We start from the raw sequence: 13,998 nt of genomic DNA, 5'->3' as shown, positions 1-13,998 counted from the left end.
TCGTTCCACAAGCGGAAAGACGATGCAACCGCATGTCGCGGTCAACGGGATATCCACACATGAAAAGCGCCAGCCGCATCCTCGTCCTCGGCCTCGTCGCGCTCGGCCTCGCCGCCTGCGCCACCCAGCAGCAGCCTGACTATACCCCGCCGGCCTCCAAGCGCCTCGACGCCAAGACCACCCTCGAGACCCATCGCCGCTGAGATTGCGTGGGAGGGGTGCGGTTGCGGCGTTGCCGCCGACGGTTCCGCTCACATCGGCGATTGAACCAAACCCGCGCCGGCATCCGCCGGGGCGGGTTTCTTGTCTGTGGGAAGCGGAAGGCAGTTGGGAGGGCGAACGACTGCTAGGGACGTTTGCAGAACTCACCATGCCGCCTGATTGGCGATCAGTCGATCTCTCTGGCGATGCTATCGAAAGCAGCAGCCGCGGCTACTCCAGCAATACTCCCCGCACAGAAGATGGCCTGATGACGCGTGCTGTCCACGCCTCCTGCAAGCCCATCCAACACGGCGTAGATCGTGGCTACCCCGCTCGCCACACCACCAAGGACCAGCGCTGCGGTTCTAAGAAACGGGTTCGGCACGAACGTATGAATCATTGGAAGGATGATGATCGTCGTGGGTGCGGCAAGAGCGAGCGGAAGCCACCAGAGCGTCTTGAATGCGAATGCGAAGCCCACCGCAACCACCGGAAACATCGCGGATAAGGCAATAAGACCGGAAACTCCCCCTATGAAGGTTGCTATCAGAACTGCAAAGAAGGCGGCCATTGCGACGAGTTGGTCAGGAGGTGGTTGTCTCCAGTATCGCTGCGTGGACATCTAAATTTCAATCGCAGCAGCAGTTCATACCTAACGGGGTGCCTGAGGCAGCTGTGGGTCGAAAGCCGACCCAAGTCCGCGCCTCTTTCCGACTCCCCACAGGGCCGTTGCCACATCCGCCGACCAACGAACTCCCCTCAAATCCAAACCATCGGCCTTCATGGCGATGTCATATCCGCCTTCTTAAGGTCGCCCGCATTTCCGTGAGGCTGGGCCAGATCATGACAAAGAACCTCCTTCTCTCGACGACGCTTCTCGCCGCGCTGGCCTTCCAGGCTCCGGCCGTGTTCGCGCAGGGGGCCCCGACGCTGTCGGGCCAGAAGCCGCTCGTCATCGGCCATCGCGGCGCCAGCGGGTACATGCCGGAGCATACGATCGAGGGTTACAAGCTCGCGATCCAGCAGGGCGCGGATTTCATCGAGCCGGACCTCGTCTCGACCAAGGACGGCGTCCTCATCGTCCGCCACGAGCCGATGCTATCAGGCACGACCGATGTCGCCGACCGCCCGGAATTCGCCAGTCGCAAGACCACCCGCAAGGTCGACGGCGTCGACACAACCGACTGGTTCGCCAACGACTTCACCGCCGCCGAGATCAAGACGCTGAAGGCCAAGCAGGCCTTCGCAGATCGTGACCAGTCGCATAACGGCAAGTACCAGATCCCGACCTTCCAGGAGGTGATCGACCTCGCCAAGGCCGAGAGCGCCCGCACCGGCCGCACCATCGGCATCTATCCCGAGACCAAGCATCCGACCTATCACGCCGCTCTCGGCCTCGCCTTCGAGGACAAGCTCCTGGACATGCTCAAGGCCGCCGGCTGGACCGACAAGACGGCGCCGGTCTTCATCCAGAGCTTCGAGACCGCCAACCTGAAATACCTGCGCCCGAAGACGCAACTGCGCCTCGTCCAGCTCGTCGACGGCGACGGTGTCGACAAGGACGGCAAGGTCACGCTGGTCGCGCCCTTCGACCGCCCCTATGATTTCGCCGTGCTCGGCGACAAGCGCACCTTCCAGGACATGCTCTCGGCCGATGGCCTGAAGGAGATCGCGACCTATGCCGACGGCGTCGGCCCCTGGAAGCCCTATCTGATCGGCTCCAAGCAGACGATCGGTGCCGACGGCAAGCCGCAGGATCTCAATGGCGACGGCACGATCGACGAGCGCGATCGCACGCTGATCGCTCCGACCAATGTGGTGAAGGACGCCCACGCCGCCGGCCTGCTGGTCCATAGCTGGACCTTCCGCAGCGAGCCGAAGCGCCTGACCTCCGACTTCAAGGGCGACGCCGGCGCCGAGTACAAGGCCTTCTTCGCGCTCGGCCTCGACGGGCTGTTCTCGGACTTCCCCGACCAGGCCGTGAAGGCGCGCGACGGCAAGTAAGCTCGACTTCAAGCAGAAGGCCCGCGATGCTCGGCGTCGCGGGCCTTTTCATGGGCGGATGCTGCGCTTGGCGGCGCGGCTGAACTCAATCGCAGACGCGGGTGGTCCGGCGCACGACGCCGCGCGGTGTTTCGCGCTCGGTCGTCACAGTGCGGCAATCGCCGCGGCGGTAGTTGGCACGGCGCCATTCGCGCTCGCGGTGGCGCTCGTAACGGTCGCGCCGCTCCTCGCGGATGTCCCGATCGATGGCCCGCTCGCGCGGCGAGCGCGTATCGACGCTGACGCCGCCGGGACCCACATTGATCGATTGAGCATAGGCCCCGCCACTCATCAGAAGAGCGGCAAACAGGGCGGGAACAAGACGTTTCATGGCGTATCCTCCGTTCCCGTCACAAACGGGGCAGGTGAGGATTCGTTCCGAAACGGCGCGACGTCGCGGCCTGAGTGAAGCTTCCCCGACATACCCCAAAACGCAAAACGCGCCGGCGAGAACCGGCGCGCTTGCAATGGATGACGGGGCTTGCGTCCCTCAGTGCAGGATTTGCGAGAGGAAGAGCTTGGTGCGCTCGTGCTGCGGGTTCTTGAAGAACTCGTTGGGGGTGTTCATCTCGACGATCTGGCCGGCATCCATGAAGATGACGCGGTCGGCGACCTGGCGGGCGAAGCCCATCTCGTGGGTGACGCAGAGCATGGTCATGCCCTCCTCGGCCAGCGAGACCATGGTGTCGAGCACCTCCTTGACCATTTCCGGGTCGAGCGCCGAGGTCGGCTCGTCGAACAGCATGATCTTCGGGCTCATGCAGAGCGAGCGGGCGATCGCCACGCGCTGCTGCTGGCCGCCCGAGAGCTGGCCCGGATATTTGTGAGCCTGCTCGGGGATCTTGACGCGCTTGAGATAGTGCATGCCGATCTCCTCGGCATCCTTCTTCGGCATCTTGCGCACCCAGATCGGCGCCAGCGTCAGGTTCTCGAGGATCGTCAGATGCGGGAACAGGTTGAAGTGCTGGAAGACCATGCCGACGTCGCGGCGGATCTCGTCGATCTTCTTGAGATCGTTGGTCAGCTCCGTGCCGTCGACGATGATCTGGCCCTTCTGGTGTTCCTCCAGGCGGTTGATGCAGCGGATCATGGTCGACTTGCCCGAGCCCGAAGGCCCGCAGATGACCAGCTTCTCGCCGCGGCCGACCTTCAGGTTGATGTCGCGCAGGACGTGGAACTCGCCATACCACTTGTTGACGCCGATCATCTCGACCGCGGTCGCCGTGTTCAGCGAGGTCTGCTTCAGCGCCGCGGGGCGGGAGCCGGTCGTCTTGGTTTCTGCCATTGCCATGGTTGTCGTCCCTCTCAACGTTTTTGGCCGGCGGCGAGGCGCTTTTCGACCGCGATCGAATAGCGCGACATTCCCCAGCAGCACAGGAAATAGAAGATGGCGGCGAAAGCGTAGCCTGTCGACCGGGTCGTGGGCGTCGCCCAGGTCGGATCGATCAGCGTCGCCTCGATGGTGCGCAGGAAGTCGAAGATGCCGACGATGGTGACCAGCGTCGTATCCTTGAACAGCCCGATGAAGGTGTTGACGATGCCGGGGATCACGATGCGCAGGGCCTGCGGAAGGATAATCAGGCGCATCATCTGCCAGTAGCCGAGGCCGAGCGACATCGCGCCCTCGTACTGGCCCTTCGGCATGGCCTGCAGGCCGCCGCGCACCACCTCCGCCATATAGGCGGCAGCGAAGAGCGCGACGCCGATCAGCGGACGCAGCAAGCGGTCCGGCGACCATTCCTGCGGCACAAAGAGCGGCAGCATGGTGTTGGCCATGAACAGCACGGTGATCAGCGGCACGCCACGCACGAACTCGATGAAGATCACCGAGAGCAGCTGGATCGCCGGCAATTTCGAACGGCGGCCAAGCGCGAGCAGCACGCCGAGCGGCAGCGAGAAGACGATGCCGACCGCCGAGATCAGGAAGGTCACGGTCATGCCGCCCCAGAGGCCGGTATCGACGCGCGGCAGCCCGACCCTATCGGCGAGGAGCGCCAGGATTCCGAAGATGACGAGCGCCATCAGGATCAGGCGCTTGGGCCGGTAGAAACGCTGCCAGGCCGGCATGGCCTCCTCGACCGCGAGTTGCCCCTCGCCGATCCAGAACGTCATCAAGCTCGGCACGAAGGAGAGCACGAGATAGAGCACCGCCAGCGCGAAGGTGACGAGGATCAGGAAGCGCAGGAAGCTCTCCGCCCGGTCTCCGCCGAGCAGCAGGATGAAGGCGCTCGCCGGCATGATGACGAAGAAGAAGAAGACACCGACCTTCTTCAGCGGCGCCCTGTTCCAGAGCAGCCAGACCACGCCGAGCGCGAACATCACGAAGACGATGTTGACGCGCCAGCGCTCCGCCACCGGATAGGAGCCGTAGATGAAGTACTGGGTGCGATCAGCGACATAGGCCCAGCAGGCGCCGACCGGGCGCCCGATCTTGTCGGCGAGGCAGGCGTCGCGATTCGTGCCGGTCCAGACCGCGTCGAGGAAATAGAAGCGGACCATTCCGGGGACGGTGTCAACGACGAGCCAGACGCAGAGCAGCGTCAGGATCGCGTTGAGCGGGCTGGAGAACAGGTTCGTCCGGATCCAGGCCAGGGGCCCGGCCACGGAGAGGGGCGCCGGCTCCTGCTGGAGCGTTTCCCTGCGGACGAAGGCGTAGGGCGCGTTTTCGGTCGTTGCGTCGGTCATCGCGCAGCCCTCACCGTTCCACCAGCGCCATGCGCTTGTTGTAGATGTTCATGAACAGCGACGTCACCAGCGAGATCGTCAGATAGACCGCCATCGTGATCGCCACGACCTCGACCGCCTGGCCGGTCTGGTTCAGCACCGTGCCGGTGAAGACCTGGACGAGATCGGGATAGCCGATCGCCACCGCCAGCGACGAGTTCTTGGTCAGGTTGAGGTAGTTCGAGGTCAGCGGCGGGATGATGACGCGCATCGCCTGCGGGATGACCACGAGCTTCAGCGTCGGCCCGTTGCGCAGGCCCAGCGCATGGGCCGCCTCGGTCTGCCCCTTCGACACCGCGAGGATGCCGGCGCGCACGACCTCGGCGATGAAGCCCGCCGTATAGGTCGTCAGGCCGATCAGCAGCGCAACGAATTCGGGGAAGATCTGGATGCCGCCGCGCAGGTTGAAGCCGGCGAGCTCCGGATAGATGAAGGAGACCGGCCGGCCGGTGACGAAATAGACCAGCAGCGGCAGGACCACGATCAGGGCGAGCGCGACCCAGCCGATCGGATATTGCCGGCCGGTCGCCGCCTGCTGCTTGCGGGCCCAGTGGCGGAAGACGAAGGTGGCGACGAGGCCGATCAGGAAGGCCCAGACGATCAGGCTGCCGCCGGGTCCGAGCTGCGGATCGGGAAGGTAGAGGCCGCGGTTGTTGAGCAGGGCGCCGGCCGGCAGCTCGATCGACTGGCGCGGGTTCGGCAGCGGCTTCAGCACCGCGTTGTACCAGAAGAAGAGCTGCAGCAGCAGCGGGATGTTGCGGATGACCTCGACATAGATCATCGCGAGCTTCGAGATGACCCAGTTGTTGGACAGCCGGGCGACGCCGATGAAGAAGCCGAGGAAGGTCGCCAGGACGATGCCGAGACCGGCGACGAGCAACGTGTTCAAGAGGCCGACGATGAAGGCGTCGCCATAGGTCGAGCCGCCGGAGGCCGAGAACGGGATCAGCTTCTGGTTGATGTCGAAGCCGGCCGCGTTGTGCCAGAAGCCGAAGCCGGAGGCGATCTTCTGCGCGCGCAGGTTCTCGATCGCGTTCGATGCCGCCGACCAGATCAGGAAGACGACGATCGCTACCAGAGCGGCCTGATAGACATAGCCGCGGATCTTCGGGTCGTAGAATAACGACGCCTTGCCCGGTGATACCTGTTCGCTGGGAATGCTCGACACCTGTCACGCCCTTTTTGCTTCGCTTGTCGTGGCCGGCGATCCTGCGGCGCTGCGGTTGCGCTGCCGTCGTCTTGTTGCCCGTGCCACTCTTCTGGTCTCGTGGATGACGCCTAAGCCGGCAGGCCGGCGCCCTTCCCTCAGCCCTCGATTCCAATCGGCGCCATGCGCTGCGATGGATATCCGGCGCCGGCTGCCGCCGGCACGATGACGATCTTCATGCACTTCCCCTGTTCGGAGCGGGTTCGTCCCGCCCTCGGCTGGCCAGCAAGTCCCGGGCCAAGCAACCCGAACCCTGCCTCGATTTCCTCGTCTCGTGCAGGGCCTTGTAGCCCCGTTTCATTTTTTCGGAACGGGCCTTTGCCCGCTCTTTCAGCGGATCGGCGGAGCGTATTGCAGGCCGCCCCGAGTCCACAACGCATTCTGGCCACGTTCGATCTTCAGAGGCGAGTCCCGACCGAGGTTTCTTTCAAAAGATTCACCATAATTGCCGACATGGCGAACAATCCGATAGGCCCAATCACGATTCAGGCCGAGCGGTTCACCGAAATCGCCCTCCAGGCCGAGCAATCTGCGGACATCCGGCCGCTCCGACGCCCGCATGGAATCGACATTGCCCTGCCCCACCCCCAGCTCCTCGGCATCGACCATGGCAAAGAGCGTCCATTTGACCAGATCGAACCATTGGTCGTCGCCATGACGGACGGCCGGGCCGAGCGGTTCCTTCGAGATCGTCTCGGGCAGGATCACATGCTCCTGCGGCGCCGCCAGGCCCATCCGCTGGATCGCCAGGCCGGCCCGATCATAGGCAAAGGCATCGCAACGACCGTTGGCATAGGCGTCGAGCGTTTCGTCGCTGCCCTTGAAGGCGACGATTTCGTATTTCAAGCCATGGCCGCGAAAGAAGTCGGCCACATTGAGCTCGGTTGTGGTCCCCTGCTCCACGCAGACGGAGGCTCCAGCGAGTTGCAGCGCCGAGCTCAGGCCGAGCTTGCTGCGAACCATGAAGCCTTCGCCGCCGTAGAAATTGATGCCGGTGAAGTTGAGGCCGAGCGCGGTATCGCGCGCCATCGACCAGGTCGAGGTCCGCGACAGCAGATCGACCTCGCCGGTCTGGAGCGCCGTGAAGCGATCCTTCGACAGGAGCGGGACGAACGTTACCTTCTCCGGATCGTCGAAGATCGCGGCAGCGACCGCACGGCAGAGATCGACATCGAGCCCAGTCCAGCGCCCCTGCTTATCAGGCAGGGAAAAGCCGGCCAACGAAGGTGCCACACCGCAAATCACAGCGCCGCGCTGCTTGACCTTATCCAGCACGCCGCCTGCCGGCGCCGCGCGTCCTTCATCCGGCGCGAGGGCCGCCATGGCCGCACATGCCATCGCGACGAGGAGTGTTCCCCTTGCCTTCAAAAGGGCAGAATGGGTCCTGAACGACCGTAGCGACACCATGCAGCAACCGGACATTCACATCGCGCATATCGCCGGCAAAGGCCGTTTCGGCACGCGGATATGAAACGGGGCGCCGGTCAAACCGGCGCCCCGCATGCCTCTTAGCGAACCGGCGGGGCGTATTGCAGGCCGCCCTTGGTCCAGAGACCATTCTGGCCGCGGGCGATCTTGAGCAGTGAGCCCTGGCCCACGTTGCGCTCGAAGGATTCGCCGTAATTGCCGACATGCTTGACGATACGGACGACCCAGTCGGCGGTCAGGCCGACCTGCTCGCCGAACTTCCCTTCGGTGCCGAGCAGACGCTTGATCTCAGGATTGTCGGACTTCAGCTTCTCGTCGACATTCGCCTGGGTCACGCCGAGCTCCTCGGCGTTCAGCATGGCGAAATGGACCCATTTCACCAGGTTGAACCATTGCGGGTCGGTGTTGCGGACGGCGGGTCCGAGCGGCTCCTTGGAGATGATCTCCGGCAGGACCTGATGCTCGTCGGGGTTCGTCAGCTTCAGGCGCTCGGCATAGAGGCCCGAGGCGTCGGTGGTGAAAGCGTCACAGCGGCCGGCATCATAGGCCTTGACCGTCTCGTCCGAGGTCGCGAAGGCGACAACTTCGTACTTGAGGTTGTTGGCGCGGAAGTAGTCGGCCAGGTTGAGCTCGGTCGTGGTGCCCTGCTGGGTGCAGACCGAGGCGCCGTTGAGCTGCAGCGCCGAGTTCACGCCGAGCTTCTTGCGAACCAGGAAGCCCTGGCCGTCATAGTAGTTCACGCCGGTGAAGAGCAAGCCGAGCGAGGCGTCGCGGGTCATCGTCCAGGTCGAATTGCGGACGAGCACGTCGACTTCACCCGACTGGAGCGCCGTGAAACGGTCCTTCGCCGAGAGCGGGATGAACTTCACCTTGTTGGGATCGTTGAAGATCGTCGCCGAGATGGCGCGGCAGAGATCGACGTCGAGACCCTTCCAGTTGCCCTGCGCATCCGGCACGCCGAAGCCGGCGAGGCCGGTATTCGAGCCGCAGTTGAGGATGCCGCGCTGTTTCACCTGCGCCAGCGTCGCCTGGGCCGAAGCCCCGGTCGCGGACAGCGCCATGCCGAACCCTGCCGCAAGCGCGGCCGCCACAAACTTTTTCATCGGTACTCTCCCGTTGGAACCCCTGATCCGGCTGATGCCGGAAGATATTTCTGGTCCCGCCGCCGGCAGCTTTTTCGCCGCCCGGTTCATCCCGCTTTCGCGCGGCGTCCCCATATCCTCGAGTCGATTGCCAGAGCGACTCATGAGCGTCAAGCAACCGCCATACGCATGAGGCGCCCCTTGTTCCCTGCATATATCACATGCGAGTTTGTGGGGAGTGGTCAAGCCTGACCATGATTTTCCCAATTTCTGGCCGTGCCGTCCCATGAAAAAGCTGACCTCGCCTGAATTTGCGCGCCTCGGCGAGCGCACGCGCCTTGTCCTGGCCGGCCGCGACCCCGCCGACAGCTACGGCTTTGTCAATGCGCCTATCGTACGAGGCTCGACGGTGGTCTATCCGAACACCGAGGACTTCCTCGTGCGCAAGGCACGCTACACCTACGGCACGGACGGCAACCCGACGATCGACGCGCTGATCGCCGCCGCCAACACGATCGAGGGCGGCGCTGGCGTCGTCGTGACGCCGTCGGGGCTGATGGCCTGCACCCTCGCCTTCCTGACCCTGCTCTCGGCCGGCGATCATGTCCTGGTGACGGACAGCGTCTATCGGCCGACGCGGATCTTCTGCGACACCTTCCTGAAGCGGATGGGCGTCGAGACGACCTATTACGACCCGCTCATCGGCGGCGATATCGCCAGACTGTTCAAGCCCAACACGAAGGCTGTCTGGACCGAGGCGCCGGGCTCGCAGACCTTCGAGATGCAGGATATCCCGGCGATCGTCGCGGTGGCGCGCGAGCGCGGCATCCTGGTGACGATGGACAACACCTGGGCGACGCCGCTCTTTTTCGACAGCCACAAATTCGGCGTCGATCTCTCGGTGCAGGCCGGCACCAAGTACTATGCGGCCCATTCGGACGTGCTGATCGGCACCGTCTCGGCCCGCACGCCGGAGCTCTACAAGAAGCTGCGCGCGGCCTGGGGCCAGCTCGGCCTCATCGTTGCCCCGGAAGACGCGTTCCTGACGCTGCGCGGCATGCGCACGATGGCCGTTCGCCTGAAGGAGCAGATGCCGGCCGGCATCGCCATGGCGGAATGGCTGCAGGCGCGTCCCGAGGTCGCCCGCGTTCTTCACCCTGCCCTGCCCGGTGCGCCCGGGCACGAAATCTGGAAGCGCGACTTCACCGGCGCCTCCTCGCTCTTCACCTTCGAATTGAAGCCCGTCTCGATGAAGGCGGTCGGAGCGATGCTGGACGGGCTGACGCTGTTCGGGATCGGCGCATCCTGGGGCGGCTACGAGAGTCTCGTGCTGCCCTTCGACTGCAAGGACTACCGCACCGCGACGACGCCGGACTTCAGGGGGCCGACGATCCGTATCCATATCGGGCTGGAGGATATCGAAGACCTCAAGGCCGATCTTGATGCCGGCTTCGCGCGCTTGCGTGCTGTGGGGTGAGTCAACAGCTCACCACCAACTTCAGAGCTTGCCGATCTCGAAATCGCGGCCGAGCAGCTTCGCTAGCTGCTTGAGCCGCCCTTCGACACGCTCGCTCGCCAGCGCCGACAGGTCGTCGGGGAAGCGCAGGAGCAGGCGGTTGTCGACGCAAGTCGCCGGGATGCGCGGCAGGATGCCCGACATGCCGGCCGAGAGCAGATAGGCGACGCGAAAGATCGCCGCAATCAGCAGCGCTCGCGCCAGGATCTGCGGCGGCAGCAGCGTCTTGAGCCCAGCCGCGGCCGGCGAACTCGCCTTCATCCCGGCATAGCGATGGAAGATCGTCAGCGCCAGGAAGGCCCGCCCGACATGGTCGATGCCGGTGAAATAGGCGTGAGCGATGACGTTCATGCTCTGCTCGCCGCGATAATCGGGATGGGCGCGCCAGCCGATATCGGAGAGCAGGCAGACGGTTTCGATCATCCGGCCGGAGGGCTCGTCCTGCGGCAGGCCGGCCGTTTCGAGGATGCCGCGGGTCCAATTGATCAGCTCGGCGGCATGGCGCGGGTCGCGGGCGCGCAGCAAGTTGTAGTCGCGCGCCGCTTGCATCAGCGGGTCGGCGCTCTGCTCCTCCGGCGAAAGCTGCTCGTGCAGCAGGCCTTCGCGCACGCCCTGTGCCGAGATGATGATCTCGCGCGGCCGGCCGCGCTTGATCAGCTCGTCGAGCACCAATGCGCCATAGGCCAGCAGCGGGCGGCGAGCCGAAGACACGGAATCGATCGCGTCGAGCACCGAGATATCGGCCCGCTCGACCAGCTTGACGAAATCGGCGACGTCGCGGGTCGGCACGGAATAGCCGTGCATCACGTTCAGCGGATAGGCCGCGCGATGCTGATGCAGCGTGGCGAGCGCACGCCAGGTACCGCCGACCGCATAGAAATCACGACCTCTCATAGCGGCGAGCTGCGGCAGCTTGTCGAGCTCGTCCTTGACGATCTTCTCGGCCGCCTTGAGCGAGCCCTTCGAGCGGTCGAGCAGGGCGAGGCCACCGAGCGGGACGCTGGCGCCCTGCCCCACTACGCCGTCCTTGACCGAGATCAGCTCCAGGCTGCCACCGCCGAGATCGCCGACGACGCCGTCGGGATTGTCGAAGCCCGAGATCACGCCGAGGCCGGAGAGAACGGCCTCGCGCCCGCCCGAGATCAGTTCGATCGGCTGGCCGATCGCCTCCTCGGCGCGGGCGATGAATTCCGGACCGTTGCTGGCATAGCGCGCGGCAGCCGTCGCGATGACGCGGATCTCGCCGACATGCATGGCTTCACAGAGGATGCGGAAGCGCACCAGCGCGTTGATCGCCTTGGCGACGGCATCGTCGGCGAGACGGCCGGTCGAGGCGACCTGCCGGCCGAGACCGGCCATCTCCTTCTCGTTGAAGACCTGCGACGGGGCGCGGGCCAGCATCTCGTAGACGACGAGACGGACCGAGTTCGAACCGATATCGACGATGGCGATGGTATGGGAGAGCGCGAGCCGCCCCGGCGCATGCCGGAGTTCAGGCCTTACGTCCCCCTCGGCGCGAGAGGGAGCGGGGACTTGAATTGGAGAGCGATTTTCCACGTCCGGACAGACTCGGGTTCGTCATGAAGTACTTATGCGCATTGAACGGCTCTTCGTTCGGCGCGGGGACAATGCGGCGCGAGCCGCCATCGGGCAATATCGTCCAGCTCTGCTCGTTGTCGAGCAGGTTGGCCAACATGATCTGGTCCAGCAACTGCTGATGCACAGTCGGATTCAGGATCGGAGTCAGCGCCTCGACGCGGCGGTCGAGATTGCGCGGCATCAGGTCGGCCGAGGAGATGTAGACCTTGGCCTTGGGCGACGGCATGCCATGGCCGGCGCCGAAGGCGTAGATGCGGGTGTGCTCCAGGAAGCGGCCGATGATCGACTTGACCCGGATATTGTCCGAGAGGCCGGGCACGCCGGGCCTGAGGCAGCAAATGCCGCGCACGACGAAGTCGATCTCGACGCCGGCCTGGCTGGCATCATAGAGCGCGTCGATGATCTCGGGATCGACCAGCGAGTTGCACTTGCCCCAGATCGCGCCCTTGCGGCCGGCCTTCACATGGGCGACCTCCTCGGCGATGTCGCCGAGCAGGCGCTGTTTCAGGCTGGTCGGCGAGACCGCCATGCGCTCCAGGCCGGCGGGCTCTGCATAGCCGGTGATGAAGTTGAAGATGCGGGCGACGTCCTGCGACAGTACGGGATCGGCCGTGAAGAAGGAGACATCGGTATAGATGCGCGCCGTGATCGGATGATAGTTGCCCGTCGCGATATGGCAGTAGCTGACGAGCTGCCCCGCCTCGCGGCGCACGACCAATGACAGCTTGGCGTGGGTCTTGAGCTCGATGAAGCCGTAGACGACCTGGACGCCGGCGCGCTCCATCTCCTTGGCCCAGCGGATATTCGCCTCTTCGTCGAAGCGGGCCTTGAGCTCGACCAGCGCGGTGACCGACTTGCCGGCCTCGGCCGCTTCCGTCAGCGCCTTGACGATCGGGGAGTTCGCCGAGGTGCGGTAGAGCGTCTGCTTGATCGCGACGACATTGGGGTCGCGCGCCGCCTGCTGCAGGAACTGCACGACGACGTCGAAGCTCTCATAGGGGTGATGGACGAGCAGGTCCTTCTGGCGGATCGCGGCGAAGCAGTCGCCGCCATGCTCGCGGATGCGCTCGGGGAAGCGGGCATTGTAAGGCTTGAACTTCAGGTCCGGCCGGTCGGTGCCGACGAGCTGCGAGAGCTCGTTCAGGCCGATCATGCCGTTGACCTCGACGACCTCGTCGCTGTCGACCTTGAGCTCGCGCACGATCATCCGGCGCAAATGGTCGGGCATGCCGGTCGAGAGTTCGAGCCGGATGACGACGCCGAGCCGGCGCTGCTTCAGCATGGTCTCGAAGACGCGGACGAGATCCTCCGCCTCCTCCTCGATGTCGAGATCGGAGTCGCGGATGATGCGGAAGGAGCCGGCGCCCTTCACCTCGTAGCCCGGGAAGAGCTTGCTGATGAAGAGCGAGACGGCGTCGTCGAGCGCGATGAAGCGATGCAGCCCCTCGCGCGCCAAGTCAGGCAACTCAATGAAACGGTCGATCTTGGTGGGCACGCGGATCAGCGCGTCGAGCTGGCGCCCGTCGTGCTTGCGCTCCAGCGCAAGGGCGATGGTGAAGCCGAGATTGGGGATGAAGGGGAAAGGATGCGCCGGGTCGATCGCCAGCGGCGTCAGCACCGGGAAGATGTAGTTGAGGAAATAATCCTCCAGCCAGATCCGGTCCTGCGCGCCGATATCGCCAGGCTGGAGCAGATGGATACGGTTCTCGTGCAGGTCGTGGCGCAGTTCCGCCCACCGCGCCTGCTGGTCGGCGGTCAGCGCCGCGACGGCCTCGCCGATGGCCGCGAGCTGACCGGCCGGCGTCAGGCCGTCCTGGCTGCGCGTGACCACCCCGGCCTTGAGTTGCTCGCGCAAGCCGGAGACGCGGACCATGAAGAATTCGTCGAGATTGTTCGCGGAGATCGACAGGAAGCGCAGTTGCTCCAGGAGCGGGTGACTGCGATTCGAGGCCTCCTCCATGACGCGGCGGTTGAACTGGAGCCAGGAGAGCTCCCGGTTCATGAAGCGCTCCGGCTGCTGACGCAGCGGCGCCGGATCAGCCTCGCTGGAGAGCTTCTCCGGCTCGTCGATCGCGATCTCGAGAGGCATGCTCTTCGCTCGGGTCCTGGTCATTTTTCCGCTCATGCCGCCGTTGAAGCCATCCTAGCGTGACGGTTCGATGACAAGCGACATGATTTGAGGCACCAGCCACGCAAAT

Annotated in this window: 13 protein-coding genes; 4 read left to right on the top strand and 9 right to left on the bottom strand. The window is 64.6% G+C overall.

Features of this window, described 5'->3' with window-relative positions:
• The first annotated feature begins 59 nt into the window (after window positions 1-59).
• A complete protein-coding gene (locus tag Q0Q36_RS06235) occupies window positions 60-203 on the top strand; it encodes a hypothetical protein (RefSeq protein WP_199091326.1) in 144 nt (47 codons plus the stop codon).
• Window positions 204-388: 185 nt separating this feature from the next.
• On the opposite strand, the gene Q0Q36_RS06230 is transcribed toward Q0Q36_RS06235, so the two are convergent.
• A complete protein-coding gene (locus Q0Q36_RS06230) occupies window positions 389-823 on the bottom strand; it encodes a hypothetical protein (RefSeq protein WP_293796469.1) in 435 nt (144 codons plus the stop codon).
• Between the two features lie 221 nt (window positions 824-1,044).
• Here Q0Q36_RS06230 and Q0Q36_RS06225 point away from each other — a divergent pair, with 221 nt between their 5' ends.
• Complete coding sequence (locus Q0Q36_RS06225; protein WP_293796467.1) at window positions 1,045-2,205, top strand: glycerophosphodiester phosphodiesterase; 1,161 nt, start codon at window positions 1,045-1,047, stop codon at window positions 2,203-2,205.
• Window positions 2,206-2,290: 85 nt separating this feature from the next.
• On the opposite strand, the gene Q0Q36_RS06220 is transcribed toward Q0Q36_RS06225, so the two are convergent.
• From Q0Q36_RS06220 to Q0Q36_RS06200, 5 genes are all read right to left on the bottom strand, one after another.
• The gene (locus Q0Q36_RS06220; protein WP_293796465.1) at window positions 2,291-2,575 is read right to left on the bottom strand and encodes a hypothetical protein; all 285 of its coding nucleotides are present in this window, start codon (window positions 2,573-2,575) and stop codon (window positions 2,291-2,293) included.
• 159 nt (window positions 2,576-2,734) lie between these two features.
• The gene (locus Q0Q36_RS06215; protein ID WP_257731984.1) at window positions 2,735-3,451 is read right to left on the bottom strand and encodes an amino acid ABC transporter ATP-binding protein; all 717 of its coding nucleotides are present in this window, start codon (window positions 3,449-3,451) and stop codon (window positions 2,735-2,737) included.
• Between the two features lie 98 nt (window positions 3,452-3,549).
• On the bottom strand, window positions 3,550-4,929 hold the full coding sequence (locus Q0Q36_RS06210; RefSeq protein ID WP_293796463.1) for an amino acid ABC transporter permease: 1,380 nt from the start codon (window positions 4,927-4,929) through the stop codon (window positions 3,550-3,552).
• A 10-nt stretch (window positions 4,930-4,939) separates the two neighbouring features.
• On the bottom strand, window positions 4,940-6,136 hold the full coding sequence (locus Q0Q36_RS06205; protein WP_293796461.1) for an amino acid ABC transporter permease: 1,197 nt from the start codon (window positions 6,134-6,136) through the stop codon (window positions 4,940-4,942).
• Window positions 6,137-6,505: 369 nt separating this feature from the next.
• Complete coding sequence (locus Q0Q36_RS06200; protein WP_293796460.1) at window positions 6,506-7,498, bottom strand: amino acid ABC transporter substrate-binding protein; 993 nt, start codon at window positions 7,496-7,498, stop codon at window positions 6,506-6,508.
• Between Q0Q36_RS06200 and Q0Q36_RS06195 the strand changes: the two genes are divergently transcribed.
• Entirely contained in the window at window positions 7,497-7,646 is a 150-nt protein-coding gene (locus Q0Q36_RS06195; protein ID WP_293796459.1) for a hypothetical protein, read from the top strand. The two genes, Q0Q36_RS06200 and Q0Q36_RS06195, sit on opposite strands and share 2 nt — an antisense overlap.
• Window positions 7,647-7,683: 37 nt before the next feature.
• On the opposite strand, the gene Q0Q36_RS06190 is transcribed toward Q0Q36_RS06195, so the two are convergent.
• Window positions 7,684-8,706, bottom strand: coding sequence for an amino acid ABC transporter substrate-binding protein (locus tag Q0Q36_RS06190; protein WP_293796458.1), 1,023 nt, complete (start codon window positions 8,704-8,706; stop codon window positions 7,684-7,686).
• A gap of 265 nt (window positions 8,707-8,971) precedes the next feature.
• Here Q0Q36_RS06190 and metC point away from each other — a divergent pair, with 265 nt between their 5' ends.
• Window positions 8,972-10,162 (top strand): cystathionine beta-lyase, encoded by a 1,191-nt coding sequence (gene metC / locus Q0Q36_RS06185; protein WP_293796457.1) that lies wholly within the window; start codon window positions 8,972-8,974, stop codon window positions 10,160-10,162.
• A gap of 21 nt (window positions 10,163-10,183) precedes the next feature.
• Here metC and ppx read toward each other — a convergent pair whose 3' ends face one another.
• Entirely contained in the window at window positions 10,184-11,758 is a 1,575-nt protein-coding gene (gene ppx, locus Q0Q36_RS06180; RefSeq protein ID WP_293796456.1) for an exopolyphosphatase, read from the bottom strand.
• Window positions 11,694-13,889 carry an RNA degradosome polyphosphate kinase gene (locus Q0Q36_RS06175; RefSeq protein ID WP_293796455.1) on the bottom strand — a complete coding sequence of 732 codons (2,196 nt, stop codon included), beginning with the start codon at window positions 13,887-13,889 and terminating at the stop codon, window positions 11,694-11,696. Before Q0Q36_RS06175 ends, ppx begins: the two co-directional genes overlap by 65 nt.
• Window positions 13,890-13,998 lie beyond the last annotated feature (109 nt).

The sequence above is a fragment of the uncultured Allobosea sp. genome, assembly GCF_945957345.1.
Lineage (GTDB): Bacteria > Pseudomonadota > Alphaproteobacteria > Rhizobiales > Beijerinckiaceae > Allobosea.
The sequence above is the reverse complement of the archived record's forward strand: the minus strand, read 5'-3'. Positions and strand labels throughout refer to the sequence as shown.

Coding starts and splice junctions, on each gene's coding strand:
- Q0Q36_RS06235 (WP_199091326.1), top strand. CDS start 60: ATGAAAAGCGCCAGCCGCATCCTCGTCCTCGGCCTCGTCGCGCTCGGC.
- Q0Q36_RS06230 (WP_293796469.1), bottom strand. CDS start 823: ATGTCCACGCAGCGATACTGGAGACAACCACCTCCTGACCAACTCGTC.
- Q0Q36_RS06225 (WP_293796467.1), top strand. CDS start 1,045: ATGACAAAGAACCTCCTTCTCTCGACGACGCTTCTCGCCGCGCTGGCC.
- Q0Q36_RS06220 (WP_293796465.1), bottom strand. CDS start 2,575: ATGAAACGTCTTGTTCCCGCCCTGTTTGCCGCTCTTCTGATGAGTGGC.
- Q0Q36_RS06215 (WP_257731984.1), bottom strand. CDS start 3,451: ATGATCGGCGTCAACAAGTGGTATGGCGAGTTCCACGTCCTGCGCGAC.
- Q0Q36_RS06210 (WP_293796463.1), bottom strand. CDS start 4,929: ATGACCGACGCAACGACCGAAAACGCGCCCTACGCCTTCGTCCGCAGG.
- Q0Q36_RS06195 (WP_293796459.1), top strand. CDS start 7,497: ATGGCCGCACATGCCATCGCGACGAGGAGTGTTCCCCTTGCCTTCAAA.
- Q0Q36_RS06200 (WP_293796460.1), bottom strand. CDS start 7,498: ATGGCGGCCCTCGCGCCGGATGAAGGACGCGCGGCGCCGGCAGGCGGC.
- Q0Q36_RS06190 (WP_293796458.1), bottom strand. CDS start 8,706: ATGAAAAAGTTTGTGGCGGCCGCGCTTGCGGCAGGGTTCGGCATGGCG.
- metC (WP_293796457.1), top strand. CDS start 8,972: ATGAAAAAGCTGACCTCGCCTGAATTTGCGCGCCTCGGCGAGCGCACG.
- Q0Q36_RS06175 (WP_293796455.1), bottom strand. CDS start 13,889: ATGCCTCTCGAGATCGCGATCGACGAGCCGGAGAAGCTCTCCAGCGAG.